Below are 25,402 nucleotides of genomic sequence, written 5' to 3' on the forward strand. Positions count from 1 at the left end.
GGCCGGCCGCGCCGGCGAGCTGCGCAGCCGGAAGGTGCCTGGAGATCCTCGTGGCCCTGGGAGCTGCAGGGTGGCCGGGTGCCGTACGGCCCAATCCCAAGAAGGAGATGGGTCCCGGACGGTGCGGCCGGGCTCCCGGGCTGTTCCACAAGGCTGTGGCCCGCGGGAGGTTCGCGGGAGGGGTCGGGTTTGCCTGAACTGGCGGCGGGGATCGTGCGTTGGGTGGGCCTGCTGGGCTTGATGGGCCTGGCCGGCCCCGCCGTGCTGGACGGCTGGATCCTCCGCGGGGAGGCCGGCCCCATCGCCGGTCCGGGCCACTGGCGCCGCAGCCGGGCTCTTGCCGTGGCGGGAGGGCTGGTGCTGGCACTGGGCGCCCTGGCAGGCGCTCTGGTCGCCGCCTGGGAGGTGACCGGGGGACGACCCGAGATGCTCGGCCGTTACCTGGTCGCCACCCGCACGGGCCGGGCCACCCTGGTGCAAGCGGCGGTGGGGCTGGCGGGCGCGGCCCTGGCGGCGGCGGGCTGGCCGCGGGCCACCACCCCCGGCCCCTGGTGGATCCTGCCCGGCCTGGCGGGCGCCGGGGCGTTGGTCTGGAACAGCCACGCCGGCATCCGGGGCGGCAGCGCCTTGCTGGTCGACGGCGTCCACGTGGTGGCGGTGGCCTTTTGGATCGGTGGCCTGCTGCGCCTGGCGCTGCTCGACTGGCGGCGGCTCGGCGAGCTGGCCGGTCCACGGGCACCCGCCACCGGCTTGGCCACACCCGGCGGGGCTGCCGCGCCGCCAGGCGCCGGACCCGTACCCGGCCGGCCCCACGCGGGCCCGCCGGGTGGCAGCCGCCCTCGCCTGCACCCCTCCGGGCCCGCGGAACACCGGGCCCCCGCCGTCCTTGCCCTCCTGCCCCCGCTGATCCGCCGCTTCTCCAACCTGGGCGCGCTGGCCGTGCTGCTCGTCGCGACCAGCGGGATCCTGGCTGCCCGGCGCAACCTTTACGGGGCCGATGCCTTGCTGCGCAGCCCCTATGGCCAGGCCCTGCTGGTGAAGCTGCTGCTGGTCGCCGTGGTGCTGGCCATCGCGGCGGTGAACCTTTTTGCCCTGCGGCCGTGGCTGGAGCGGAGGGCGGCGGCAGGCGGCTACGGTGAAGGTAGTTCCGGTGACGGCAGCTCGGGTGGAGGTGGCGGCGTCCACCGGCTTCAGGCCGCAGGGCCCGGACCCGTGGTGGCCGTCGTGCGCCGGCTGGTGCGGGCAGAGGCTCTGGCCGCCCTGGCGGTGCTGCTGGCCTCGGGGATCCTGGCGGTGCTGCCGCCCGCCGACCGGCCCGCCGCAGCCACCGAGCCCGTCACCTGGCGGGTCCAGGTGGCCGGGGTGCCGGTGGAACTGGCCCTGGAACCGGGGGACCGGGGCGCGGTGACCCTCTCGGCCCGCTCCCTGGGGCAGGTGGTCCTGGCCCGTGGCGCCGTGCGCCTGGACATGCCGGAGCATCCCATGGGGCTCTACCAGGTCACCTTGAGTCCACCTGCCGGCCGCGCCAACGGGACCCTGGAGGCCCGCGCCGTGCTGCCCATGCCCGGTGCCTGGCAGCTCACCTGGACCCTGGCCCTGGCGGACGGCCGCCAGGAGACGGCGGTCACCAACTTCGAGGCGGCCGGGGCGCCCGGCAACCAGCGCCAGGGCCGGCTCAGCCTGCGGGCGGCTTACCAGTCCACCGCCGGGGCGGTGCAGGCGACGGTGGCCTTGCTCGGCCTTCTGGAGGCCGCCGTCCTGGTGGTGCTGGGCTGGCGGCGCCTGTGGCCCATCCCCTTTGCTGCGGGCCTCATCGCCCTGGCGGCAGGCGCCTGGCTGTTGGGCCAGGTGGCCTGGATCGACGCCTACCCAACCACCGACGTTCCCAACCCCCTGCCCAGCACGCCGGCCGTCATCGAGCGGGGGCGGCAGGTCTTTGCCACCCACTGCGCAGCCTGCCACGGCCCCGAGGGGCGCGGGGACGGGCCGGCGGCGGCCGGCATGCTGCCCCCGCCGGCCGACCTGACCGGCGTCCACACCCGCCAACACACCGACGGCGACCTGTACTGGTGGATCACCCACGGCATCGACGGCACCGCCATGCCCGCTTTCGGCGACGTGCTCACGGAGGAGGAGCGCTGGGCGGTGATCCGGTTCATCCGGCAACTGGGCCGCTAGCCAGCGGGCACACCTGGGGCGCCAGCCCGGCGGAAAGCGGGGGTGCGGCCCAGGCCGTGCGGCTCACGCCGTGCGGTTCAGGCCGGTTCGTCCGGGCGGGCCAGGCTGAGGAAGAGCACGATCAGAGCGAAGGCCACCAGGGCCATGAAAGGAATGGTGATGAACCCGAACCAGTTGATCCAGGGGGTGAAGCAGGAGACGTCCACCCCGCAGACGGGCAGCCGCAGGCCGGGCACCTGCTCCTGCAAGTAGTGGAAGGCCGAGATCGACCCGCCGGCCACGCTCAGGGGTACGGCATAGGGGATGATGCGCCGGTCGTCCCGGAAGCTGGCCATGCCCAGAAGCAGCGCCTGGGGGTACATGAAGATCCGCTGCCACCAGCAGAGCTTGCAGGGGATGAACCCCAGGACCTCGCTGAAGTAGAGGCTCCCCAGGGTCGCCACCGTCGCGACCAGCCACGCCAGGTAAAGCCCGTATTCCCGGAAGAACCGGCGCAACGCCCCGCCTCCTCACGGCCCGGCCCCGGCTGGCAACGCCGGACGGCCGGAGCCGGCCGGCATCGTGGCCGGCGCCAGCACCCGCCCGGACCGGGTCAGGATCCACCCTGGGAACCCGTTCCCGCCGGGCCGCCGCCGGCGCCGTTCTGCCCGCCGCCCTCGCCGCTGCCTCCTGCCTCGGCCAGGGCCTGGTCGACGGCGGCCTTGAGTCCCTCGAACGACCAGTTCTCCACGAACTTGCCGTTGACGAACACCGACGGCGTGCCGCGCACGCCCGCCCGGACGGCGATGGCCCGGTCGGCATCCACCTCGCCGGCGTACCGCCCGGACCGCAGGTCATCCAAAAGGCGCTGGGCGTCGATCCCGGGCACCGCCTGGCGTGCCACGTCCACCAGGAATTCCGGGGTTGCCCACTGCTGGTCTTCGGGCCCCTGCAGCTGCATCACCCGGTCGATGAAGGCCCAGACGCCCTCCGGGGACTGGGCGTATACCGCTTCCATGGCCTGGGCCGCCGTATCGGAATCGGGGCCGATGAAAGGATAGTTGATGAAGTAGAACCGGACCTTCCCCGTGTCGATATAGGCTTCCTTGAACCGGGGAAACTCGTTCAGGGTGAACTCGCGGCAATAGGGGCACTTGAAATCGGCAAACTCGACCACGGTGACCGGGGCGCTGGCGGAGCCCAGGGCCGGCTGCCGCTCCAGCTGGAACAGGTCCGCCGGGGCGGCTTGCCGGTCCGCCTGGCGGGTGGCGGCCACGGCCAGGGCCACGGCCAGGACGATCACGGCGGCCGTGCCCAGGGTGAGCCACCGGAGCCGGCGGCGCCGCGCTTCCGCCTCGCGCCGGGAGCGGCCGTAGCCACCGGACCCGGATCCCGGACGGAGAGGGGGACCGGAGCGGGTTCCCGCCTGGGACCCCCGGCCACCGGCCTGGGGCCCGGTTCCGGATGCTGGGGTCGACCTGGGGGGCACGATCTCCATCCTTTCCCTGTGCGGATCTGCCGCGGCCCCGGGACGGCAGGCCGCGGCGGGCCGGCCGGCCACCGGCAGGGCCGGGGCGCTAGTCCCATGGTAGCCGGAGCGGGGCTGTCTGGGAAGGCGGCAGAACCTCAGCGGCGCGCGCCCCGCAGCAGCCAGGCCACCAGGCCGAGGCCCAGCCAGCCCAGCAAGGGATAAAGGACCCGGACCAGGTGGGCAAAGCCGGCCTCCGCCACGGCCATCGCCAGGGCAGCCGTGACCAGCACCGCCAGGCGGTAGGAACCGGAGCCCGGCACCCCCAGGCGGTTGGCCAGGCCGTAAAGGCTGCCGACGGCGGTGGTGAAGATCTCCGTCCACAACACCACCGCCAGCAGCGCCCGGAACCAGCCGGGCAGCCCTGCCGCCAGGTAGAGCACCGGGATCTCCCGGGTGGCAGAAGCAGGCATGTGGGCGAGCAGCGCCATGTGCAGCAGCAGGGCCAGGGCGGCCAGGCCCATCCCACCCGCCAGGCTGCCCAGCCGCCGGGCGCCGGGGGGAGCCGACGCTCCCAGGGGGACGAGCACGGGAAGCGCCAGCAGCAGGTTGAAGCCGGCGTAGAGGAGGGCGGCCACGAGCCAGTGGGGAGCGGGGGCGGCGGGCAGGGCGGCAGCCATGGGGGCCAGGGCCGCCAGCGCTGCCGGCCGTGCCGCCCGGAGGCCGTGCACCGCCACCACGATCACCACGCCCACCAGCAGGGGCACCACCGTCGTGTTGGCCGCCAGGACCCCGGGAAGCCCGTGCCAGACCGTCACCACGCAGAGGAACAGGAAGGCAGCCCGCCCCGCCCAGGGCGGCCACCCCAGCTGCTCGGCGGTGACGGCGGCCGCTCCTGCGGTCATTACGCCGACGCCCAGGAACAGGGAGGCGGTCAGCAGCCCGTCCAGCAGGCTGCCGGCCCAGGGGCCGGCGGTGGCGGCCAGGGCGTCCCGGTAGGAGCGGGCCCGGGTGCGGGCGCCCAGCTCCAGCCACCAGCTCCCGCCGGCGGCGAAGGCCACGGCCACCAGCACGATGCCCAGGCTGCCGGGCCATCCGTAGAGGGTGAAAAAGGAGAGGATCTCCTGCCCGGAGGCGAAGCCGGCACCCACCACGGTGCCGATGAAGGTGGCGGCCACGGGCCAGGCGCCCGGCCCGGCAGCATCCCCCGGCGCCCGCGGCGACCCCGGGGAGGGGGGCGGTTGCCTTCCCCCGGCAGGCGGCGTTCCCATCCCGGAGGCGAGGGGGGCTCCGGGAGGACGGGCCGGGACGGGACGGGGCTGGCGCAAGCCGGTGTTCATGGCAATCATCGGTATGCAAGGTGTGGAACCGGTTAGGCCTGCCTGTATGGCTGGTTAGGCCTGCCTGCATGGCTGGCGCGCAGCCGGCGGTATGGCAGCATTCGCCGCCGCGGCCCCGGGGCGCCGGGCAGGGCCGCCCGGGGAGCCGCTCCGGTTCGGCCAGCGGCCGGGCGCGGGCGGCGGCGCCGGACGTCACCAGGAAGCTGGCCTGCGGCCGCCGGGAAGGTTAAGATGATGAACACACGTGTGGCAACGCCTGCCGAGACTTACGAGACTCACGGGCCGGGCAAGGACGGGAGGGCGCAAGCGGTGGCGCGCAAGCGCGTGTTCAGCGGCATTCGACCCACAGGACAGATCCACCTGGGCAACTACCTGGGCGCCATCAAGAGCTGGATCGAGCTGCAGGACCGCTACGAGTGCATCTACGCCATCGTCGACTACCACGGCATGACGACGCCCTACGATCCGGCGGAGATGCGGGCCAACGTGCGGGAACTGCTGATCGATTACCTGGCGGCCGGGGTGGATCCGGAGCGGTCCATCCTGATCGTCCAGTCGGCGCTTCCGGAACACACGGAGCTGGCCTGGATCCTGGGCACGGTGACACCCGTGTCCTGGCTGGAGCGGGTGCCCACCTACAAGGAGAAGGTGGAGCAGCACCCCGACTACGTGCACCTGGGCCTGCTCTCCTACGGCGTGCTGATGGCCGCCGACATCGTCCTGTACAAGGCCGAGGTGGTGCCCGTCGGGGAGGACCAGCTGCCCCATCTGGAGCTGGCCCGGGAGATCGTGCGCCGGTTCCACCACCTGTTCGGGGTGCGGATCTTTCCCGAGCCCCAGGCGCTGGTCCAGGAAGATACGGCACGCATCATGAGCCTGACCGAGCCGGAGAAGAAGATGAGCAAGAGCCTGGGGGCCCGCAGCCTCATCGCCCTGGCGGATCCGCCCGAGGAGATCCGCGACAAGATCATGAAGGCGGTGACGGACACCGGGCCTGCGGGCGAGGAGATGAGCCCTGGGGTGGCCAACCTGTTCCACCTGCTCAAGCTCTTCGGTACGGAAGAGGAGTACGCCCAGCTGCGGGCGGAGTACGACGCGGGTACGCTACGGTATGTGAACCTCAAGCGCACCCTGGCCGATGCCCTGATCCGCAGCCTGGAGCCCTTCCGCCGCCGGCGGGCCGAACTGGAGAACGACCCCGCCTACCTGGAGCGGGTCCTGCGGGAGGGCATCCGCCGCGCCCGGGTCATCGCCCGCCAGACCATGGAAGAGGTCAAGACGGCGTGCGGGCTGATGCTGGACGAAACCAGCCTGTGGCAGGCGCCGGTCGGGACCGCCGCTGCGGGCGGCAAGGAGGGCGCCGGCACGGGCTGAACCCTGCCCCGTGGCGAGGGGCGGGAGGCCGGAGGGCGGCGCTCCGCCGCCTTCCTCCCCGGCGTCGCCCCGTCCTGCTCTGCCCTGCTGAAGTCCCTCAGCGGCCGCTGCTGCCCTCTCCGGGACGGGTGCCCGCCGCGCCGGGGCCGCTGCCTTCCTTTTCACCTTCGCCTCCCTGGCCCGCGCCTGCCCCGGTGCCGCCGGCTCCCTGGCCGCTGTTGCCTCCGGCACCGGACGAGGCCATCATGGCCCGCATCATGGCGGCCATGTCGGCCTGGATGGCCGGGTCCTTCAGGAGTTCCCGCATCACGTCGACCATCCGGCGGCGGAGCTCCGGGTCGCCGGGAATCGCCTCCAGCAGGCCGACGGTGTTCTCGAGGATCTCCGGGCGCGTCTCCCGGTGGGTCGACGTGGCCCGGGTGAGGGCGGCGTTGACCCGCAGCGCCTCCTCCCGGACGGCAGGTTCCTCCAGCAGGCGGCGCTGCTCGCGGACCATCTCCTCCAGGATGATCCGCCGGGCCTGGGGATCGGTGGCGATCACCTCGCCGCGACCGGCGGCAAACGCCTGCTGGACCTGGGGATCGTCGGCCAGCGAGGTCACCATTTGCCGGGTTCCACCGCTGCTGGGTTTGGTGGAGGGCAGGCTGCAGCCCCCGGCCAGGGCGGCCGCGGTCAGGAGGGCCGTGGCCGCCAGCAGTAGAGGACGGCGGCCCGGCCGGCTCCGCCTGAACCCCCCGGCCCGGACCGAACCAGAACCCGCAGGTCTTGCGCCGGAGGTCCCGAGTCGTGCCGCGCGCGGGTGGAAGACCGGCTCGGGTGCCTCTGGGGAACCCGTCGCTGCAGCTTCCTGTGGCTTTGGGGCCGGGTCCACCGCCCGGCCGGCATTGCGTGCAATGGAAGGATCCTGCACCGGACGCCACCTCCCTGGTACCGGCGCCCTTCTGGACATGCAGGGCCGGCGCACCTAGCATGGGCACCAGCCCGCCGGTTCTAACCGCCCCTGGGAAAAAGGCGCGGGCGGGCCGGAGCCTCCAGGCGTCCGGCCCGCCCGCGGGCGGCAGGCGGCCCCGGTTGGGCCTCCTGCCGTTACCGGCGATGGTCCTGTCCCGGGCTGGTTCGATTACCGCTCGATGGGCGCCCGCACCAGGTTGCCCCACTCGGTCCACGAGCCGTCGTAGTTGCGGACGCTCTCGAAGCCCAGGAGGTACTTCAGGGCAAACCAGGTGTGAGACGACCGCTCGCCGATGCGGCAGTACACGATGACGTCGTCGTCCGGCTTGAGACCCTGTTCCTCCAGATAGATCTTGCGCAGCTGGTCGGCGGACTTGAAGGTGCCGTCGGGGTTGACCGCCTTGGCCCAGGGCACGTTCTTGGCGCCCTTGATGTGGCCGCCCCGCTGGGCGCCCTCCTGGGGGTAGTTCTCCATGTGCAGCAGCTTGCCGGAGTACTCATCGGGCGAGCGCACGTCGATGAGCGGCTTGCCGAATTCGATGTGGCGCAGTACGTCTTCCTTGAAGGCGCGGATGTAGGGGTCGTAGCGGGTGACCGCCTTGTAGTTGGTCTTGGGGAAGGTGGGCACTTCCTTGGTCAGCGGCCGGCCCTCCGCCTCCCACTTGGCGCGGCCGCCGTCCATGATCTTCAGGTTCTTGTGGCCGAAGAGCTGGAAGACCCAGAAGGCGTAGGCTGCCCACCAGTTGTTCTTGTCCCCGTAGAAGATCACCGTGGTGTCGTTGTCGATGCCCTTCTCCGACATCAGCCGGGCGAACTGCTCGGGCGAGAGGTAATCGCGCACCACGGGGTCCTGCAGGTCGGTCTGCCAGTCGATCTTGACGGCGCCCGGGATGTGGCCGACCTCGTAGAGGGTCACGTCCTCGTCGGACTCCACGAGGCGGTACTTGGTGCTGTTGGGGTCGGCCAGCTCGTCCAGGTGCTCGGCCACCCACTGGGTGCTGACCAGGACCTCGGGGTGGGCGTAGCCCCGCTCCTGGAAGACCTTTTCCGCGGCCTCGGACACGGGAATCCCTCCTCGGGAAAGATGAGTTAGCTAAGGGGAATTGTAAGGTAATAAAACCCGGTACAGCAACCAGTCTTTCCGTACCGGCCCGGATCCACCGGCCCCCCATGGAACTCCCGCCGCGCATGATACATTAGTTAGGTAACCGCCTGGGAGGGACGCAACCGTGGAATGGGACCGGGAGACCCTGATCCAGATCCTGATCGAGGAGGCCCGCAACCCGCGGATGCGCGGGCGGCTGGACGACGCCGACGTGACGGTGTCGGGCGGCAATCCGGGTTGCGGGGACGTGGTGCACATCTACCTCAAGGGCACGGGCGACGGCCACGGCATCGCCGGGGTGAAGTTCGAGGGCAGCGGCTGCAACGTCAGCCAGGCAGCGGCGTCCATGCTGCTGCAAAAGGTGGTCGACGACGGCCTCACCATGGACCAGGTCCTCCACCTGCGCGGGGAAGACATGAAGCAGTTCGTCGGCGAATCGGCCCTGGCTACCCGGCCCCGCTGCGCCACCCTGGCCCTGAGCACGTTGAAGGAGGCCGTTCGCCAGTACCGGCGCAAGCTGCGGGCCGAAGGGAAGTGGCAGGGTCCCATCGACCCTCACCAGGAAGGTTGAGGCGGAGCGAAGGCTGGCTCGGGGACCGGTGGCCTCGCAGAGCCCGGCCCGGAACCCAGCGCGGGCGCCGCCCGCTGGCAGCACCGGCGGCCCGGGCAGCCCGCACGTTGCCGGCGCCCGGCACCCGCCCACCGAGCCGGGAACCGGCGCCCCGTGGTAGGAGCCGCCGGGTCAGGGCTCGCGACGGCCCGGCGCACCCTGCGGTACCGGCAGCCCGAGACGCCGGCACAGCTTCATCAAGTCCGCGGGCAGCGGCGCCACCAGCTCCATTCCTCCGGGAAGAACCAGCCGGTGACAGTGCAACGCGGGCCGGTCGAGCCCTTCCACCCTGGGCCCGCCGTACTTGCGGTCGCCCGCCAGGGGGTGACCCACGGCCGCCAGCTGGGCGCGGATCTGGTGGGTTCGTCCGGTGAGCAGGCGGATCCGGCACAAGGTGTAGCCCCGGGACGCGCCCACGACCGTTAGGTGAAGGGTGGCGCTGCGGGCCTGCTCCGCCGCGCCCGGCGCCTTCTCGAGGCCAGCCTCCCCTATCTCCACCGGTGCGGCAGGCTGCTTTTGCGCTACGGAGACAGGCAAGACCCGGGTGACCCGGCGCCGGCGATCGCGCTGCAGCTGGTGCTGGAGGACCCCTTCCGGCGGCCAGCCCCGGACGACGGCCAGGTACTCCTTGACGGCCGCGCCGCTGCGCATCCAATCCGCCAGGCGAGCCGCTCCCTGGCGGGTCTTGCCGAAGGCCACCAGCCCCGACGTGTTGCGGTCGAGGCGGTGCCCGGGCGACGGCTGGTACAGAGCACCTTCGGGCAGAGTGCCGCGGCGGGCCAGTTCGTCCCGGACCCAGTCCAGCAGGGTGTATTCCCGCCGGTCGCCGGCGCCGTGGGTGAGGAGGCCGGCGGGCTTGTCGACCGCCAGCAGGTGCTCGTCCTCGTACACCACCCGGGGCTCGTGGCGGGCCGGGGCCGGCAAGCGGGGCGGCCGGGACGAACCGGCGGGACCGCTCCGGGGCCTTGCTGCCGGCGACGGGGGCGGGGCGCCGGGTGCGGCCTGGCGGGGCGGCGCATCGACCACCTCGGCCTCCACCACGTCCCCGGCGCGCAGGACCGTGTCCCGGGGCACGCGGCGGCCGTTGACGGTGATACGGCCCTGCCGCAGCATGCGGAACACGGCGCTGAGGGGCACGTCCGCCAGCCACCGGCGGGCCAGCCGGTGCAATCGCTGTCCCTCATCGGCCGCGGTGACCACGTAGCGTCGCCGTGCCAACCAGACCCACTCCCCGTCGCGGTGGACGACCTCGATCCGTACGTCCGGCCGGGTGCGCAGGCCCCAGGCCCATGCCGCTCCGCCGCCAGGCCGGTGCCCGGACGCCACATCACGCCTCAAGCCAGAAAGGCGGCCAGCACGCCCACCAGGAAGATCCCGTCGAAGACCCCCGCGCCGCCGATGCTCAACATCCCCGGACCCATGCGGTCCAGGGCCCGCAGGTTCAGGAGGTCGGCGCCCACCAGGGTGCCCAGGGTGCCGGCCACGTACGCCACGGCGGCGCGGCTGCCGGGTGGCGCCACCAGCAGGGTGATGACCACCGCCGCCAGCGGCGGAATGAAGGCAGGCAGGACGATGCCGCGTCCCGGTACGGGCCGCGCCAGGGCCTTGGCCACCGCCGCCACCAGAACCGTCGCCACGAGGGCAGCCACCAGGGGCGCGCGGCCCGCGCCCAGCAGGAACAGGCTGAACAAGGTGGGGATCACCGCGCCGCCCACGTTGATGGCCAGAACACGCTCCGCCACCCGCGGCGGCTGCACCATGGGGAAAAGCCAGAAGAAGGCGATGGGTGGAACCGGCGGCGGATCCAGGGGCACCCGCTCCCGCCGCAGGGGCAGGTTGATGCCGCTACCGACCAGAGACAGCGCAAACAGCAGGAAGGCGCCGGCAGGACTCAAGCCCAGGCGCGCAAAGGACAGCGCGGCCACCTGGGCATACGTCAAGAAGAACAGCATCGGCAGCGAGAGCAGGAAAAACAACAGAAGGGGCAAGAGGGGCACGGCCTGACCTCCCGGTCCCCGGCGGCCCGCCCGGGCCCGCCGGGCCCATCACGCCGGTGCCTTGTACGGCCCGGCCGCGCCGCCTGCTGGTGGTAATCGCCATCATCATACCATCCTTGGCCGCGGGGCGGCGGGCGCATACTAGGGGCGGCCGCGGGCGCGGGTTCGTGCCGAGTGCCAAATCCATCCCCCGAGGAGGGACGCTCATGCCCCAGATGGCCCAGCACCAGGCGGCCGAGCTGTGGGAACTCTGCCGGGACCACGCCGTCGCCGGGGCCAAGCTGCGTGCCCTGGCCGGAAGCTGCCAGGACAGCACGCTGCGCCAGACCCTGGAGCGGCACGCCGGGGAGTTCCAGCAGGCCGCCCAGCGGCTGATGGGCTTCCTGCAGGAACAGGGCGGCTACGGGACCCACGGCCGGTACGGCCAGGACGGCCAGCAGGGGCAGGCCGGTTCCTGGCAGTGGCCGGCGGCCGCCTGGCAGTCGCCCTATCAGGCCCAGTGGCAGGCCGGCGGCGGCGCGACCTGGCAGTCCCAGCCCCAGGCCCACGGGACGAACCAGGTCTACGGCGCGGCCGGCATCCAGGGGCAGCCCCTGGACATCGCCCTGGCCTCCGACTGCCTGCGCACGTGCAAGACCTTCGCCGTCCAGTGCATCTGGGGGGCCACCGAGTGCGGCGAGCCGGCCCGCTCGTACCTGTACCAGCTGGCCGGTGAGCACCTGCGCATGGCCATGGACCACTACCGCTGGCTCGAGCAGCACCAGGTGTACGCCTCGCCGCCCATCGACCAGCACGCCGTGCAGGAGTACACCCAGAAGCTGCACCAGCTGATGCAGGTGGGGCAGGCCGTGGCGGCGCAGGGCCTGGTGCCGGCCCAGCGCGGCTTCGCCACGGCCGGTGCGGGCATGCATCAGGCGGCCCACGGTGGCGCCGGTGCCTACGGCACCCATGGCCAGGGCGGCTTCGCCTCCGGGTTCCAGGCACCGTACGGGCAGCAGGCCTACGGTCAACAGGCCTACGGTCACACGGCGGGCCACGCCGGAAGCCACGAGGCCTACGCGCAGCGGGCGTACGCCCGGACCTGACGCCTCTCCGGGACAGCCGGCCGGGGGACGCCCCTCGGTGGCGCGGGGGCGGCAGGCCGGGACCGGCCCAGGTGCACCACCCTAGGCCCTGGCGCCGTCACCGGGCTTTGCCGCCGGCGCCCTCCGCCGCCGGTGTCCCCGCCCAGGAGAGCAGGCGGGGCGGGTCTTCGGAAGACCCGCCCCGCCGCGTTCACCGGGCCGACGGGGTGCCCCGATTTCCCCGGCGGGGCATCCGCCTCAGGCCGCTCTTACCGGCCGCGCCGGTTCGCCCGTCAGAAGAACAGGCCGTTGACCACCAGCAGCGTGACCAGCCCCGCCAGCCAGCCCAGGGTGGAGGGCACGGACCAGGTGAGGATCTGGGTCTTCACGTCCGTGATGCCCAGGGTGCGGTTGATCACCCAGAAGTAGCTGTCGTTGAAGTACGAGAAGACCATGGACCCCACGGCGGCCGCCTGGGCGGCCATCACCGGCGCCACGTCCAGCGAGGCCAGGATGGGGGCGGTGATGGAGGCGGCGGTCACCATGGCCACGGTGCCGCTGCCCTGGACCAGCCGCACCAGGGTCGCCACCAGGAAGGGCAGCAGCAGCGGCGGCAGCGGCATCTGGGCGATCTGCTGGGCGATGAAGTCGCCGGTCCCGCTGGCCCGCAGCACGTTGCCCAGCGCGCCGCCGGCGCCGGTGACCAGGATGATGATGCCGGCCGACGCCACCCCTTCTTCCACCCGCTTCAGGACCTCTTCCCGCGGGGCGCGACCCATCAGGCCGTAGACGGCCAGCAGCAGGCCGATGGCCACGGCGATCACGGGGTGGCCGAGGAAGATCAGGTAACTGGCCAGGGTCCCTTGAGCCTGAAGGGCTGTCAGCGTCGTGTTGAGGAAGATCAGCAGCACCGGCACCACGATGGGGGCGAAGGCGCGCCAGGCGCCGGGCAGGCCGTCGTCTCCGCCCGTGCCGGCGAGCCCGGAGCCCCAGCCGGCGGCCGTCCCGGCCGCAGCGTCCGCTCCCGACCCGCCGGTGATGGGCGCCATGCCGGTGGTGGCCGCCTGCGCCCGGGAACCCGCCGCCCGCGCCGCAGCACCGCGTTCCACGGTGATGCCCCGGGCCGCCGCCCAGCGGCCGATCCACCGGGCGTAGAGCATGGTCACCACGTAGACCGGAAGGGCGATCACCAGGCCCCAGAAGATCATCAGGCCCATGTCGACACCGAAGGTGCCGGCCGCGGCCAGAGGCCCCGGCGTGGGCGGCACCAGGTGGTGGGTGGCCATCAGGCCGGCCGCCAGGGCCACGCCCAGGCCCAGGACGGGCTTGCCCGCCTCCCGGGCCAGGGCCCGGGCCAGCGGCGAGAGGATGACGAAGCCCGAGTCGCAGAAGATCGGAATGGACACCACCGCCCCCGTCGCCCCCAGCGCCCACTCCTCCCGCCCGCGCCCGAAGAGCCGGAGGAAGGTCAGAGCCATGCGCTGGGCGGCGCCGGTCACCTCCAGGATCCGCCCCAGCATGACGCCAAAGCCGATGACGATGCCGATGCTGGCCAGGGTGTTGCCGAAACCCTGGGTGATGGCCTGGGCCAGATCGCCCGGCGCCATCCCGCCCACCAGGCCCGTCAGGGCGGCGGCGGCGATCAGCGCCAGGAAGGTGTGGATCTTGGTCCGCAACACCAGGAAGATCAGGACGGCCACGCCCAGCACCAGGCCCAGGACCATCTGCGTTCCGTCCCCGTGCATACAGGTCACGCTCCCCTCTCGGCGGGCGCCGGTTCGTCCGCGGGGGAGGAACCGGCCCCCGGCCTCGTGTCCGCCGGCCGGGCGGATTACAGCCCGGCCTCCTCCTGTCCGGCCGCCGGGCGACCGCCGGCCACCCGGTGCCCCGTACCCGCCCGCCCCGCACCCGGCCGTCCTGCGGCCAGGCGCCCGGCGGCCAGGATGGCCCGCTTCATGCTGACGGCACTGGCCTTGCCCGTTCCCGCGATGTCGAAGGCGGTGCCGTGGTCGACCGACGTGCGGATGAAGGGCAGGCCCAGGGTCACGCTGACGGTGCCCTCGAAGTCCATGCTCTTGGCGGCGATGTGCCCCTGGTCGTGGTAAAGGGACAGGACCGCGTCGAAGGCCCCCTGCCGCGCCAGGTGGAAGACCGAATCGGCCGGCACGGGCCCCACCACCTGGTGGCCCTCCTGCTGCAGGGCCTGGACGGCCGGGGCGATCTCGTCGATCTCCTCCCGGCCCAGCAGGCCGCCGTCGCCGGCGTGAGGGTTGAGGGCGGCCACGGCCAGCCGCGGCCGGGCGATGCCCAGGTTCCGCAGGTGTTCCAAAGCGGCGCGGGCCGTGGCCACGATGCGGTCCTTGCGCACCAGGTCGAGGGCCTGGCGCAGGGAGACGTGGCGGGTCAGGAAGAAGATCCGGATGCCCGCCACCTCGAACATGGTCAGGGGGTCGGGCGAGCCGGTCAGCTCCGCAAAGATCTCCGTGTGCCCGATGTGCGGGACGCCGGCCGCCCGCAGAGCCTCTTTGTGGATGGGTGCCGTGGCCACGGCATCCACCTGTCCGGCCAGCGCCCAGGCCACCGCCCGCTCGATGTACTGGTAGGCGGCGCGGCCCGCCGCGGCCTGCACCTGGCCCAGGGCCAGGTCCGGGGGCACGTTGGCCAGGTCGACCAGATCCAGCGTGCCGGGGGTGTAAGCGCCTTCCGCCGGCCGGGTGACGACCCGCACCGCCGGCGCTCCGGGCACCAGGGTGCGGGCCCGCTCCACCGCGCCGCGATCACCGATGACCAGCGGGCGCAGCTCCTGGTAGACTCCGGGATCGGCCAGCGCCTTGACCACGATCTCCGGCCCGATGCCCGCGGGGTCGCCCAGGGTGATGGCCACCAGGGGGCGGCCGTCGCGGGGCGTGGGGTGGTAGGGGTCGCTTGGCATGCTCCTGCACCTCCTTCGTGGCATCCGGCGGGCTTCAGGGGATTCGGCCGGGTGAGGTCCCGGTTTGGGGGCGGGGAGGCCTTGCCCCGGCGGCGGCCTGGGACCGGCCGCCCGGATCAGGGTGGGGCGACCCCGGCCCTCGGGGTGGCCCCGGCCCCTCCGCGGCGGCTGCCGTCCCCTTCGCCAGGGGGCGGACCCGCGGCTCCAGCAGGTGGACCAGAAGGTCCTCGTCCCCCACCAGCCCGCCCTTGGTGATGACCGCCAGCCCCGGCCGCCGCCCGCCTTCCAGGGAGCCGGCCGCCACCAGGGGCGCCAGCTCGCCGGTCACCTGCAAGGCACCGGCCCCCAGCGCCGCCGCCACCGCCGCCGCGGTATCGCCACCGGTCAGCACGAGCCCCGCCAGGGCGGGGAGGCGGTCCACCAGGGTGGCGGCCAGGGTCCCCAGCTGGCGGGCCACCTGCCGGGCCAGGCCTTCCGGAATGGCGCCGCCGGAGCGCCCGGCGTTCCGGGCAGCCGCTGCGGGCGACCCCGCGGGGGGCCGGGTTGGCCGGGTTGTCGCCGCCGAGCGGTCCGTCTCCACCACCGCCACCCCCCAGCGGGCCAGGGCGGCCTCGACCTGCGGGAGCAGGGTCTGGGCTGCAGCGACGGGATCGGCCAGCAGCTGGGGCAGCGCGGCGTGGAGGCGCGGCACCGGCCAGCGCCGGGTCACGGCGGCCAGCTGGCGCTGGGTCAGGTCCGTGAGGCTTCCCGCCACCACCAGCCAGGGACCCGCGCCGGCGCCTGCAGCCCCCGGGGAGGCGGGGGATGCCGGCCCGCCAGGTCGACCCGCTGCCGGCGGGGCGGCAGGCGAGGCGGCCCGAGAGGCCGGGGTGGCCAGCTCACGGTGGTGGTCCGCACCGGCCACGCCCTCGCTGGGCCGTTCCCCCAGCCGGTGGGCGACCCAGGCCGCAAAGAAGGGCCCCGGGTCGACGGCCAGGACGGGGATGGGGGCCCGGGCCACCAGGGCGGCCAGGGTTTCGATGTCCTCATCCCGGGCCGCGTCCAGGACGACCACCCGGGTGCCCGCCCGGTGGAGCTCACGCAGCCGCTCCGGCAGGCGGTGGTCGTAGCCTTCGCCGTCCGGCGGCAGGTAGACAGCGGGCAGGCCGCTCTGGGCGGCGAGCAGCCGGGCCACGTGGTCGTCCGTCACGGGGGTGAGGGGATCGCGGGCGGCCTCCGTCACCAGCAGCGGGACCCCGTTGACCAGGAGCCGCCCGCCCACCGTGGCGCGTCCGGAGGCAGGGAAGGCGGCCACCACCACGGCCAGGTGCCCGGGCAGGGCCTCCAGGGCACCCGCCAGCTCGGCTCCCAGGTTGCCCCGCAGGGTGCTGTCGATGCGCTTGCCGAAGAACCGGCACCCGGCGCTCCGGAGGGCCTGAAACGCCGCCCGCACGCGCCGGCGCGCCACGGCCGGTTCGACCGCCCGGGAGTGGGTGGGCGCCACCAGGAGCGCCGCACCGGCCGGGGCGAGCCCGGCGGCAGGGCCCGCCAGGGGCAGGGGGTGCAGGACCACCCGGCCGGCAACACCGGCCCGCGCGGCCACCCGGGCCGCGGTGGCGTTGGCACCGGTCACGTCGTCGGCCACCAGTCCGAACATGCCGGGATCTCTCCCTTCCCTGGGTCCGGGAGCGGGGATGACCGTCACGGGGCCAGCACCACCTCGACGCCCGCTTCCGCCAGGGCCTCCAGCTGCACGGCGGCGGACGCCTGGGCCTGGTCGTCGCAGATCAGGGTGCCGATCTGGTCGATCCCGGCAAACCGGGCAAAGGCGCGCCGCCCCAGCTTGCTGTGGTCGGCCACCACGTAGGACCGCTCGGCGGCGGCCAGCATGGCCTGTTTCACCGGCACCTTCTGCCGGTTGGTGGTGGACACGCCGTAGGCCACGTCGACCCCGTCGGCCCCCACGAAGGCCCGGTCCACGTGGGTGGCGCGCAGGTAAGCCTCCGTTTCGGGCCCCTGCAGGCTGTAGACACCCCGGCGCACCTGGCCGCCTGTCACGTACACGTCGACGCCCTCGCGATCCGCCAGCTCCCGGGCGATCAAGAGGTCGTTGGTCACCACCTTGAGGGTGATCCGGGGCGGCAGGTGGCGGGCGATCTCCAGCGTGGTCGAACCGGCATCCAGGATCACCGTCTCGCCGGGGCGGATCAGGGCCGCCGCCGCCCGGCCGATCTTGCGCTTCGCCTCCACCTGCCGGGCCCGCTTGGTAGCGTAGGGCAGTTCCCTGGGCGTGACGGCGCCCACGGGCAGGGCACCGCCGTGGGTGCGCACCAGCAACCCGTCCGCCTCCAGGCGCTCCAGGTCGCGCCGTACGGTCATGGGGGAGACGGCCAGGCGCCGGGCCACCTCGCTGACCTCAAGCCGCCCTTCGGCTTCCAGCCACTGCAGGACTTGCCGGCGCCGTTCTTCGGCCAGCATGGTGACATCGCTCCTGCCCGGCCCGGCTCCGGGGCCGGGCCCCCGGGCCGCCGCGGGCCGCACCTTGGGGCTGCCTGGGGGGCAAGGCGCCGTGGGGGCGCTTCGGGGCTGCCTGGGGGTGGAGACCGCCGCGGGCCGCCCTGGCGCCACCTCGCGGCCGAGGCCGCCGTGGGCCTGCCGCGAAGGCTGCCACAGGGGCGAGGCCATCCCAGGGGCCGGGTGTTGATCTAACATGTTCGACTAAGTGTTCAGGTATTATCGATAATGTTTGTTCATGTGCGGCTCTTCGCGGTTCGCCGGGCCGTTCCTGCCGGTAGGGGCGATTTCACGGGCGGAAATGGCTGGCTTGGGATCCAAGCATGCCGCATGCCGGGGACGGAGCGGACCGCCCGGCGGGCCCCGCGCGGGGAGGGCGGAGCCGGCAGGCGGCTCGGGCGGGCCGGGGATGGAGGTCGGCGGGCAGTCGTCGCGGAGGATGGCCAGGGCGCAACGCGGGGGCGGAGGGGAAGAACGTGCGGCGAGCGGCTGCGGGCGGCGCGATCAGGCCAGGCCGGAATGGTGCCCGGAGGCCAGTCTGGCCCGTCTGGAATGGTGCTAGGCAGCGGAGGCCGGAGTCCCGGCCGGACCCGGGACGTGCCCGCAAGCGAGGCCACCGGCCCGTTGGGGGCGCCAGGTAACGGATACCGGGAGCGTTGCTGAGGGATCGGCGGCGTGGATCCGGCCGGTGGCTGGCCAGCCGGCGCGGCTCAGCGCCGGCTGCCGCCGGGTCCCCTGGCCAGGCGCCACGCCAGAACCAGCGCCCACAGGGCGCCCGGGATCAGGGACGCCAGCAGCAGGGGAACGGCCGCATGGGGGAAGAGCCAGGCCAGCACCATGCCGGGCAGCCCAGGCAGCAGGGCGGCCAGGGCCATGCTCCGGGAAACCCGGGGACCCCCGGTGGGGGCCAAGGAGGCCAGATCCCAGGCCGCCGCCATCCCCGCCAGCCAGTAGAGCCAGGTGGCCACGTACCCACCCGCCAGGGTGGCCGGCCAGGCCACATCAAACCAGAGGGGGCTTTCATCCGGGCGCGCGGCCCGGGCCAAAAGGGGGAGCCCGGCGGCTTCCAGCGCCAGCAGCGGCAGCCACACGGCCAGCGCTGCCGTGGCCAGCATGGCGCCGGTGCCGCTCCAGCGGGCACGGCCCGCCTCGCGCAGGCCCTGGTACACCAGGAACCAGCCCAGGGACCAGGCGGCCACCCCAAGGCCCAGACCCACGTGGACCGCAACCCAGCGTTCGGGGGCCCGGCGCACCGCCTCCAGCACCTCCGCCGCGTTGCCCGGGTCCAAGGTGACGGGGTGCAGGACGGTGCTCGCCGCCGCCAGCAGGCCTCCCGCCACCAGCAGCCGGCCCGCCCAGCGCCAGCTGTCGGCGGCAGGACCGCGCCCCGCGCCGCCGGTGCGTGTTCGACCGGTGCCTTGCACTCCCGCTTCCATGCCGCCTCCCCCCTGACCCGATCCCCCGCCGGCGACCAAGATCGCAGCCGGTCGCCCCGTTTTCCGGAAACGGGCGTGGGATCGGAGCGCATCGCCCGACCCCTTCACCGGCGGCCCGGCGGCCCGCTCCATGGAATGACCAGGACGCCCGCCGGTGCGCCCCAGCCCGTGGTCCGGAGCCGGCGGGTCCACGCCCTCTTACCTGCAAGTATGGCCAGTCCCGCGCCCGCCTCACCCTGTCCAACAGTGGTACGTTATACGTTATAGGTAACGCCGCCGGAGCCGCCCACGGCATCGGGGCACGGCGCTTCGCAACGGCGGCGGGCCAACCTGCTGGATCCTCCCGGGAGGCATGATGGGTGGCAGATCTCTGGGAACAGGCGGCGCGGTTCTTTGGGCTTGTATTTGTAGATCTGCTGCTGGCCGGTGACAACGCGGTGGTCATCGCCCTGGCGGCCCGCCGCCTGCACGGGCGCATGCGCCGGCAGGCCATCCTGCTCGGCGCCGGCGGCGCCGTGGGGTTGCGCCTGGCGCTGGCGGCGGCGGTCACGTGGCTGCTCCACATCCCGTTGCTGCAGGTGGTGGGCGGGCTGCTCCTGCTGTGGATCGCCCGCAAGCTGGTGGTCGACGACCACGGCGGCCACGAGAACGTGCGTGAAGCGGCCAGTGTCTGGGAGGCGGTCCAGACCATCATCCTGGCCGACGTGGTGATGTCCCTCGACAACGTGCTCGCCCTGGTCGGCGTCTCGGGCGGTCATCTGGGGCTGCTGGTCATGGGGCTCGCCCTGTCGGTGCCGCTGATCATCTGGGGCAGTTCGCTCCTCAGCGGGCTCATGGACCGGTGGCCGTGGCTGATCTACGTGGGCGCCGGCATCCTGGTGTGGGTGGCCGTGGAGATGCTGCTCGAGGACCGGCTTGTGCACGAGGCCCTGGCCGGTGTGCCCGAAAGGGTGCTCCTGGCGGCCCACGTGGCTGCGACGCTGCTGGTGACGGGATACTTCATTCTGCAGAGCCGGCGGCAGGGTACGGTGCCCACGCCGGAGGTGGCCGCAGGGACCGCGCCCGCTGGCGCCGGGTTCCACACGGCCGGTGCGGTGCCGGACGAACCCGGCAAACGGCCCTCATCCTCCCACGGGGGCCCTGCGGACGGCCGGTTCTCCTCCCCGCCGCCCGAACCGCTCCCCAGCCCGCGTGCCGGCGGCACCGCAACCCGCAGCGGCTTGGGGGCCGGCGGGTCCGGGGACGGGCCCATGCCGGCACCGGTGGCACCGGCCGTGGCGCGGCGCCCTCGCAAGCCGCAGGACCCACCCCCCAGCGAGGCATGAGCCGCGAGCCCCGTGGTAAGGAGGCTCGTTCCATGGCCGTGGCCCGGGCCGGCGAACCCCCGGCGGAGGGGCAAAGCCGAAGTCCGTTGGCGCAGGGTGCTAGGAATCGGCCGGTTCGTCCCGGTACACCAGGTGACGGGTGGTCAGGGGCGGGTGGGCCAGCGCTGCGCCCAGGACGGGCGGCAAGAGCCGCACGCCGTGGCCGAGGTCACCAAGGGAGAACCAGCGGAAGGTGAGCAGGTTGGACCCATCCTGCCGGTGGCTGGATTGCCCCCGCGCCGGGACCCGTCCGCCCGGGGAACCGGGCAACGTCACCCGGTAGTAGAACCCCAGCTCATGAAACCGCCGCCCTTGCAAGGTAAAGAAGGATTCCACAACCCAGAGCAGGCGGCCCACCTGGACGTTGACGCCGAGCTCCTCCTGCAGTTCCCGGTGCAGAGCAGCACTCGTCGCCTCGCCCCCTTCGACCCGGCCACCGGGCAGGATCCAGTAATCGGTGCCGGCGATCTGGTGAAGAAGAACATGGTCGCCGGCGAGGATCACGCCGGCGACCCGCAGGTTGAAACGCACGCCGTCCGTATCAAAGCTCAGCACCCGGTCCTGGCCCTCCTTGTCTTGCCGACGTGATCGCCATGCGCCGTGCCACGCTGTTCCATCGCCCATGCCACGCTCTGCCATGGTGACCTCGGCCTGCGATCTTGCCGACGGTTTACCGCGACACCGGTACGCTACGCCGGGACCAGCGCGGCCAGTTCCCGCAGGGACTGCTCGGTGGCGGCGTCGAACAGGTGCAGATGCTCGCCGTCCAGGGCCAGCGCCAGCCGGTCGCCGGGGCGCACCGTCAGGCGCGGGTCGACCCGCACCGTCAGGGACGTCGCCCCTGCCGTCACGTATACGAAGGTCTCGGCGCCCAGCGGTTCGACCACCTCGGCGGTGGCCACCAGGTGGGCCTCACCGGGCACGGCGCTGCCCTCGGCCGGCCGGGCGTGAATGTGTTCGGGCCGGACGCCCAGGAGCACTTCCCGCCGGCGGCCGTCCCCGGAGGGCAGGTAAGCTCCGGCCACTTCGGCCAGCTCGCCCTCCAGCCGGCAGATCAAGCCGCCGCCTGCGAAGCGTACCTCCCCGTCGACCTGTTCCACCACACCGCGGATGAAGTTCATCGGCGGCGAGCCGATGAAGGAGGCGACGAAGACGTTGGCCGGGCGGGCGTAGATCTCCTGGGGCGTGGCCACCTGCTGCAGCCTGCCGTCCCGCAGCACGGCGATGCGGTCACCCAGGGTCATGGCCTCCACCTGATCGTGGGTGACGTAGATCGTGGTGGTACCCAGGCGCTGGTGCAGGCGGGCCAGCTCCGTGCGCATCTGCACCCGGAGCTGGGCGTCCAGGTTGGAGAGGGGCTCGTCCATCAGGAACACCTTGGGATCGCGGACGATGGCCCGGCCCAGGGCCACCCGCTGGCGCTGGCCGCCCGAGAGCTGGGCAGGACGCCGGCGCAGCAGGTTGGTCAGGCCCAGGGTCTCCGCCGCCTGGCGCACCCGGCGGTCGATCTCGTCCCGCGGCACCTTGCGCATCCGCAGGCCGAAGGCCATGTTGTCGTAGACGGTCATGTGGGGATAGAGGGCGTAATTCTGGAAGACCATGGCCACGTCCCGGTCCTTGGGCGGCACGTCATTGACCACCCGGTCACCGATGTACACCTGGCCCTCGGTCACGTCTTCCAGGCCCGCGATGAGCCGCAAGAGCGTGGACTTCCCGCAACCCGAAGGCCCCACCAGGACCAGGAACTCCCCGTCGGCGATGTCCAGCGAGACCCGGTCGACCGCCACGGTGGAGCCAAAGCGCTTCGTTACGTCCACCAGCCGGACCTTTGCCATGGCAGGATTCCTCCAATCGATGCGAACATTAGCACATTCGTTGTAGCGGCCTGAAATCCTGCCTATAGGGGCTTGACACCGCGCCGACAGGCCGCGTCTCCACCGACGTCGAGGGGGCGGCGCTGCCGGAAGCGGCGGTGACAAACATACCTGCGGGTGACGCAGGGTGGAGGGGCCGGGCGCGGGGGCGGGTGGTGGCATGCGGAAAGGTGAGCGGGCGCCCGGCGGTGTAAAGGCGAGCGCGCGGGCCAGGCCGGCGGAGATCAGCGGTTCCCTGCCCTGTCAGGGCATGTCCAGGGGGTACCCCGGCCCTTGACCGGCCTTCCGGCCGCTGCATAGGATGTTGCCCCGGGCATCCCGGGAGGGCCCTGGCAACCCGGACAGTGCTTCGACCCAGCCGGTGGGAGGGACCGCTGGCGTGCAGGCGCCGGAGGGACAGGCTGCCGGCCATCCCCGGCAAGGGGTGGCGCAAGGGGGAGCGGCCGGTACCGTGCTGCAGGTTCGGGCAGCGGCGGACGGCCGGGGGCCGGCCGGGGGGCCGGTTCCACCCACGCTGTGGTACAAGGATGCCATCATCTATGAGCTGCACGTGCGCACCTTCTTCGACGGCAACGGCGACGGCACCGGCGACTTCCGTGGCCTGACGGCCAGGCTGGACTACCTGCAGGACCTGGGCGTCACGGCGCTCTGGCTCCTGCCCTTCTACCCGTCGCCCCTGGCGGACGACGGCTACGACGTGGCGGACTACACGGCGGTCCACCCGGCCTACGGCACGCTGGGCGACTTCAAGCGGTTCCTGGCGGAAGCCCACCGCCGCGGGCTGCGGGTGATCATCGACCTGGTGCTGAACCACACCTCCCGGCAGCACCGCTGGTTCCAGCGGGCCCGGCGCGCCCGGCCGGGCAGCCCGTGGCGCAACTTCTACGTCTGGAGCGACACGCCCGACCGCTACCGCGGGGTCCGGGTGATCTTCCCCGACTACGAAGAGGGCAACTGGACCTGGGACCCCGTGGCCCAGGCCTACTACTGGCACCGCTTCTATGCCCACCAGCCCGACCTGAACTATGAAAATCCCCTGGTGCGCCGGGCCATGCTGCGGGTGGCGGATTTCTGGTTGCGCCTGGGCGTCGATGGGTTCCGGCTGGATGCCGTCTCGTACCTCTACGAGGCCGAGGGCACCACCTGTGCGGGTTTGCCCGCGACCCACGACTTCGTCCGCGAGTTCCGCGCCCACGTGGAGTCCCGTTACGGCGAGCGGGTGCTGCTGGCCGAGGCCAACGAGCCGCCGGCCGAACTGGCCCGCTACCTGCAGGGGGACGAGTGCCACATGGCCTTCCACTTCCCCCTGATGCCCCGGCTGTTCCTCGCCCTGGCCCGGGAAGAGGCCCGGCCGCTGGAGCAGGTGCTGCGGGACGCGCCGGCCATCGCCCCGGCCTGCCAGTGGGCCGTGTTCCTCCGCAACCACGACGAGCTGAGCCTGGAGATGGTGACGCCGGAGGAACGGGCAGCGCTCCTTGACGCCTATGCGCCCGATCCCCAGGCCCGGGTCAACCTGGGCATCCGGCGCCGGCTGGCGCCTTTGCTGGGCAACGACCGGCGGCGGATCGAGCTGGCCTACGGCCTCCTCTTCTCCCTGCCCGGCACGCCGGTGATCTACTACGGGGACGAGATCGGCATGGGCGACAACATCTACCTGCCCGACCGGCATGCGGTGCGCACGCCGATGCAATGGAGCGGCGGGCGCAATGCGGGCTTCTCACCGGCCAACCCCCAGCGGCTCTGCGCGCCGGTGGTGGTCGACCCGGCCTATCACTACGAGGCGGTCAACGTCGAGGCCCAGCTGGCCAGCTCGGACTCGCTGCTCAACTGGATGCGGCGGCTCATCGCCGTGCGCAAGGGTCTGCCGGCGCTGGGCCGCGGCAGCCTGGAGCTGGTCGAGGCCGACAATCCCCGGGTGCTGGCCTTCATCCGGCGCCACGGCGATCTGGCGGTTCTGGTGGTGGCCAACCTGTCCCGCTACGTCCAGGGGGTCCGGCTTGGCCTCGGGCCGTACCGGGGCGCCATACCTGCCGACGCCTTCGGCGGCTCGGCCCTGCCCCCGGTGGGGGAGGAGCCGTACTTTCTGACCCTGGGCCCCCACGGGTTCTACTGGTTCGTCCTGCGCCGGCCACCGGCCGGGTTGTAACGGGGCACGCCCGCGGTATGTGGCCCGCCTCCCGCGCGGCCTGCCGGCAGGCACCGGCCGCCGGTTCGCGTAATGTATCCCTGCTGGAAGATGGCAAGCAGAGGGGGCGGGGCCGTGACCGCCAACGTAAGCGACCGCGGGGCCGGTTGGGTGGCCCCCGACACCTTCGTTGTAGACCTGCGGGAGGGCGGCCAGGCCGAGCGCACGGCCGGGTTCCTCATCCGGGCACCCCGCCCGGCGCTGATCGAGACGGGCGGCCGGGCCGGCGTCCAGGCATGGCTGGAGGCCCTCGAGCAGCAGGGAATTCCCCGGGACGAGATCGCCTACATCATCCTGACCCACATCCACCTGGACCACGCGGCGGGGGCCGGTACCCTGGCCCGGCTGCTGCCCCGGGCCCAGGTGGTGGTCCACCCGCGGGGCGCCCGGCACCTGCAGGATCCGACCCGGCTGGTGCAGGGAGCCCGGGCGATCTTCGGGGATCGCCTGGAAAGCCTCTTCGGCCTGCCCGAGCCGGTGGCTGCGGAGCGGATGCTCACGCCGGAGGACGGCGAGACCCTGGATCTGGGGGCCGGCCACCGGCTGCGGTTCATCGGTGCCGGCGGCCATGCCCGGCACCAGTACATGATCCTGGATGAGGGCACAGGGGCTCTGGTCACCGCCGACGAGGCGGGGGTCCGCTATCCCGCCCTTTGCCGGCGCCTGGGCCGGGACTACCTCCTGCCTTCCACCGCGCCCAACCAGTTCGACCCGGAACTGATGCTCCAGTCCGCCCGGCGGCTGCCCCAGTTGCGCCCGGCCACGATGCTGCTGCCCCATTTTGCGGCCACCAGCCTGTCGCCCGAGGAGATCGCCGAGCGCCTGGAAGAACAAGTTCCCCTGTTCGTGGCCTGCGGGCAGGCGGACGGGCGGCCGGCCGGCCCGGAGGAGACCCGCCGCCGCCTGGCCGAGCACATCCGCCGCGACGCGGAGGCCCACGGCCTGGACTGGGCTGAGGTGGAACCCGCCGTGGCCCTGGACCTGGACATCTGTGCCTTCGGCATCGCCGATTACCTGCAGCGCCGGGCGCAGGGGAAGGCCTGAAACATCCA

The 25,402-nt window shown here is 73.0% G+C and carries 21 protein-coding genes; 7 read left to right on the top strand and 14 right to left on the bottom strand.

All coding sequences use genetic code 11. The features are described 5' to 3' along the window. The first annotated feature begins 189 nt into the window (after positions 1–189). A complete protein-coding gene (locus tag ACZ5T9_RS04090; protein ID WP_464833987.1) occupies positions 190–2,178 on the top strand; it encodes a c-type cytochrome in 1,989 nt (662 codons plus the stop codon). Between the two features lie 77 nt (positions 2,179–2,255). Here ACZ5T9_RS04090 and ACZ5T9_RS04095 read toward each other — a convergent pair whose 3' ends face one another. From ACZ5T9_RS04095 to ACZ5T9_RS04105, 3 genes are all read right to left on the bottom strand, one after another. Beyond that, a complete protein-coding gene (locus ACZ5T9_RS04095; protein WP_006903119.1) occupies positions 2,256–2,675 on the bottom strand; it encodes a disulfide oxidoreductase in 420 nt (139 codons plus the stop codon). 95 nt (positions 2,676–2,770) lie between these two features. Continuing rightward, a complete protein-coding gene (locus ACZ5T9_RS04100) occupies positions 2,771–3,655 on the bottom strand; it encodes a DsbA family protein (RefSeq protein ID WP_464833988.1) in 885 nt (294 codons plus the stop codon). A 128-nt stretch (positions 3,656–3,783) separates the two neighbouring features. Continuing rightward, a complete protein-coding gene (locus tag ACZ5T9_RS04105; protein ID WP_464833989.1) occupies positions 3,784–4,803 on the bottom strand; it encodes a YkvI family membrane protein in 1,020 nt (339 codons plus the stop codon). A gap of 471 nt (positions 4,804–5,274) precedes the next feature. Between ACZ5T9_RS04105 and trpS the strand changes: the two genes are divergently transcribed. Then, a complete protein-coding gene (trpS, locus tag ACZ5T9_RS04110) occupies positions 5,275–6,339 on the top strand; it encodes a tryptophan--tRNA ligase (RefSeq protein ID WP_464833990.1) in 1,065 nt (354 codons plus the stop codon). Between the two features lie 97 nt (positions 6,340–6,436). On the opposite strand, the gene ACZ5T9_RS04115 is transcribed toward trpS, so the two are convergent. Together ACZ5T9_RS04115 and ACZ5T9_RS04120 are read right to left on the bottom strand one after the other, a co-directional pair. Continuing rightward, a complete protein-coding gene (locus ACZ5T9_RS04115; RefSeq protein ID WP_464833991.1) occupies positions 6,437–6,943 on the bottom strand; it encodes a hypothetical protein in 507 nt (168 codons plus the stop codon). Positions 6,944–7,459: 516 nt separating this feature from the next. Then, on the bottom strand, positions 7,460–8,353 hold the full coding sequence (locus ACZ5T9_RS04120; RefSeq protein WP_006903124.1) for a sulfurtransferase: 894 nt from the start codon (positions 8,351–8,353) through the stop codon (positions 7,460–7,462). A 166-nt stretch (positions 8,354–8,519) separates the two neighbouring features. Here ACZ5T9_RS04120 and ACZ5T9_RS04125 point away from each other — a divergent pair, with 166 nt between their 5' ends. Continuing rightward, complete coding sequence (locus tag ACZ5T9_RS04125) at positions 8,520–8,966, top strand: iron-sulfur cluster assembly scaffold protein (RefSeq protein ID WP_464833993.1); 447 nt, start codon at positions 8,520–8,522, stop codon at positions 8,964–8,966. Between the two features lie 171 nt (positions 8,967–9,137). On the opposite strand, the gene ACZ5T9_RS04130 is transcribed toward ACZ5T9_RS04125, so the two are convergent. Together ACZ5T9_RS04130 and ACZ5T9_RS04135 are read right to left on the bottom strand one after the other, a co-directional pair. Beyond that, complete coding sequence (locus tag ACZ5T9_RS04130; RefSeq protein ID WP_464833995.1) at positions 9,138–10,223, bottom strand: RluA family pseudouridine synthase; 1,086 nt, start codon at positions 10,221–10,223, stop codon at positions 9,138–9,140. Positions 10,224–10,339: 116 nt separating this feature from the next. Beyond that, positions 10,340–11,002: a DUF1614 domain-containing protein gene (locus tag ACZ5T9_RS04135; protein ID WP_006903127.1), complete on the bottom strand. Its 663-nt coding sequence runs from the start codon at positions 11,000–11,002 to the stop codon at positions 10,340–10,342. Positions 11,003–11,208: 206 nt separating this feature from the next. Here ACZ5T9_RS04135 and ACZ5T9_RS04140 point away from each other — a divergent pair, with 206 nt between their 5' ends. Then, on the top strand, positions 11,209–12,087 hold the full coding sequence (locus ACZ5T9_RS04140; RefSeq protein WP_464833997.1) for a hypothetical protein: 879 nt from the start codon (positions 11,209–11,211) through the stop codon (positions 12,085–12,087). A gap of 272 nt (positions 12,088–12,359) precedes the next feature. Here the strand turns inward: ACZ5T9_RS04140 and ACZ5T9_RS04145 are convergent, their stop codons facing one another. The 5 genes from ACZ5T9_RS04145 to ACZ5T9_RS04165 all read right to left on the bottom strand — a co-directional run bounded on the left by ACZ5T9_RS04145 (position 12,360) and on the right by ACZ5T9_RS04165 (position 18,927). Further along, on the bottom strand, positions 12,360–13,811 hold the full coding sequence (locus ACZ5T9_RS04145; protein ID WP_464833998.1) for a GntP family permease: 1,452 nt from the start codon (positions 13,809–13,811) through the stop codon (positions 12,360–12,362). Between the two features lie 86 nt (positions 13,812–13,897). After that, positions 13,898–14,998 (bottom strand): 4-hydroxythreonine-4-phosphate dehydrogenase PdxA, encoded by a 1,101-nt coding sequence (pdxA, locus tag ACZ5T9_RS04150; RefSeq protein WP_464833999.1) that lies wholly within the window; start codon positions 14,996–14,998, stop codon positions 13,898–13,900. Between the two features lie 34 nt (positions 14,999–15,032). Then, positions 15,033–16,634, bottom strand: coding sequence for a four-carbon acid sugar kinase family protein (locus ACZ5T9_RS04155; RefSeq protein WP_464834001.1), 1,602 nt, complete (start codon positions 16,632–16,634; stop codon positions 15,033–15,035). A 44-nt stretch (positions 16,635–16,678) separates the two neighbouring features. Then, positions 16,679–17,455 carry a DeoR/GlpR family DNA-binding transcription regulator gene (locus tag ACZ5T9_RS04160; RefSeq protein WP_464834002.1) on the bottom strand — a complete coding sequence of 259 codons (777 nt, stop codon included), beginning with the start codon at positions 17,453–17,455 and terminating at the stop codon, positions 16,679–16,681. A gap of 746 nt (positions 17,456–18,201) precedes the next feature. Continuing rightward, entirely contained in the window at positions 18,202–18,927 is a 726-nt protein-coding gene (locus ACZ5T9_RS04165; protein ID WP_464834004.1) for a hypothetical protein, read from the bottom strand. A gap of 359 nt (positions 18,928–19,286) precedes the next feature. Here ACZ5T9_RS04165 and ACZ5T9_RS04170 point away from each other — a divergent pair, with 359 nt between their 5' ends. Further along, positions 19,287–20,252 (top strand): TerC family protein, encoded by a 966-nt coding sequence (locus ACZ5T9_RS04170; RefSeq protein ID WP_464834005.1) that lies wholly within the window; start codon positions 19,287–19,289, stop codon positions 20,250–20,252. A 99-nt stretch (positions 20,253–20,351) separates the two neighbouring features. Here ACZ5T9_RS04170 and ACZ5T9_RS04175 read toward each other — a convergent pair whose 3' ends face one another. Further along, on the bottom strand, positions 20,352–20,846 hold the full coding sequence (locus ACZ5T9_RS04175; protein WP_006903135.1) for an NUDIX hydrolase: 495 nt from the start codon (positions 20,844–20,846) through the stop codon (positions 20,352–20,354). A gap of 134 nt (positions 20,847–20,980) precedes the next feature. Continuing rightward, the gene (locus ACZ5T9_RS04180; RefSeq protein ID WP_464834006.1) at positions 20,981–22,126 is read right to left on the bottom strand and encodes an ABC transporter ATP-binding protein; all 1,146 of its coding nucleotides are present in this window, start codon (positions 22,124–22,126) and stop codon (positions 20,981–20,983) included. A 418-nt stretch (positions 22,127–22,544) separates the two neighbouring features. On the opposite strand from ACZ5T9_RS04180, the gene treS reads away from it, so the two are divergent. After that, positions 22,545–24,311, top strand: a complete 1,767-nt coding sequence (treS, locus tag ACZ5T9_RS04185; RefSeq protein WP_464834008.1) for a maltose alpha-D-glucosyltransferase — start codon at positions 22,545–22,547, stop codon at positions 24,309–24,311. Between the two features lie 114 nt (positions 24,312–24,425). Beyond that, positions 24,426–25,394: an MBL fold metallo-hydrolase gene (locus ACZ5T9_RS04190; protein ID WP_464834010.1), complete on the top strand. Its 969-nt coding sequence runs from the start codon at positions 24,426–24,428 to the stop codon at positions 25,392–25,394. Positions 25,395–25,402 lie beyond the last annotated feature (8 nt).

This window comes from Thermaerobacter nagasakiensis, assembly GCF_055396825.1.

Excerpts from the sequence above, each read along its gene's own strand:
- ACZ5T9_RS04145 (WP_464833998.1), bottom strand. The coding sequence starts at position 13,811 with ATGCACGGGGACGGAACGCAGATGGTCCTGGGCCTGGTGCTGGGCGTG.
- ACZ5T9_RS04115 (WP_464833991.1), bottom strand. The coding sequence starts at position 6,943 with ATGGTGACCTCGCTGGCCGACGATCCCCAGGTCCAGCAGGCGTTTGCC.
- ACZ5T9_RS04100 (WP_464833988.1), bottom strand. The coding sequence starts at position 3,655 with ATGGAGATCGTGCCCCCCAGGTCGACCCCAGCATCCGGAACCGGGCCC.
- ACZ5T9_RS04155 (WP_464834001.1), bottom strand. The coding sequence starts at position 16,634 with ATGTTCGGACTGGTGGCCGACGACGTGACCGGTGCCAACGCCACCGCG.
- pdxA (WP_464833999.1), bottom strand. The coding sequence starts at position 14,998 with ATGCCAAGCGACCCCTACCACCCCACGCCCCGCGACGGCCGCCCCCTG.
- ACZ5T9_RS04180 (WP_464834006.1), bottom strand. The coding sequence starts at position 22,126 with ATGGCAAAGGTCCGGCTGGTGGACGTAACGAAGCGCTTTGGCTCCACC.
- ACZ5T9_RS04160 (WP_464834002.1), bottom strand. The coding sequence starts at position 17,455 with ATGCTGGCCGAAGAACGGCGCCGGCAAGTCCTGCAGTGGCTGGAAGCC.
- ACZ5T9_RS04165 (WP_464834004.1), bottom strand. The coding sequence starts at position 18,927 with ATGGAAGCGGGAGTGCAAGGCACCGGTCGAACACGCACCGGCGGCGCG.
- ACZ5T9_RS04140 (WP_464833997.1), top strand. The coding sequence starts at position 11,209 with ATGCCCCAGATGGCCCAGCACCAGGCGGCCGAGCTGTGGGAACTCTGC.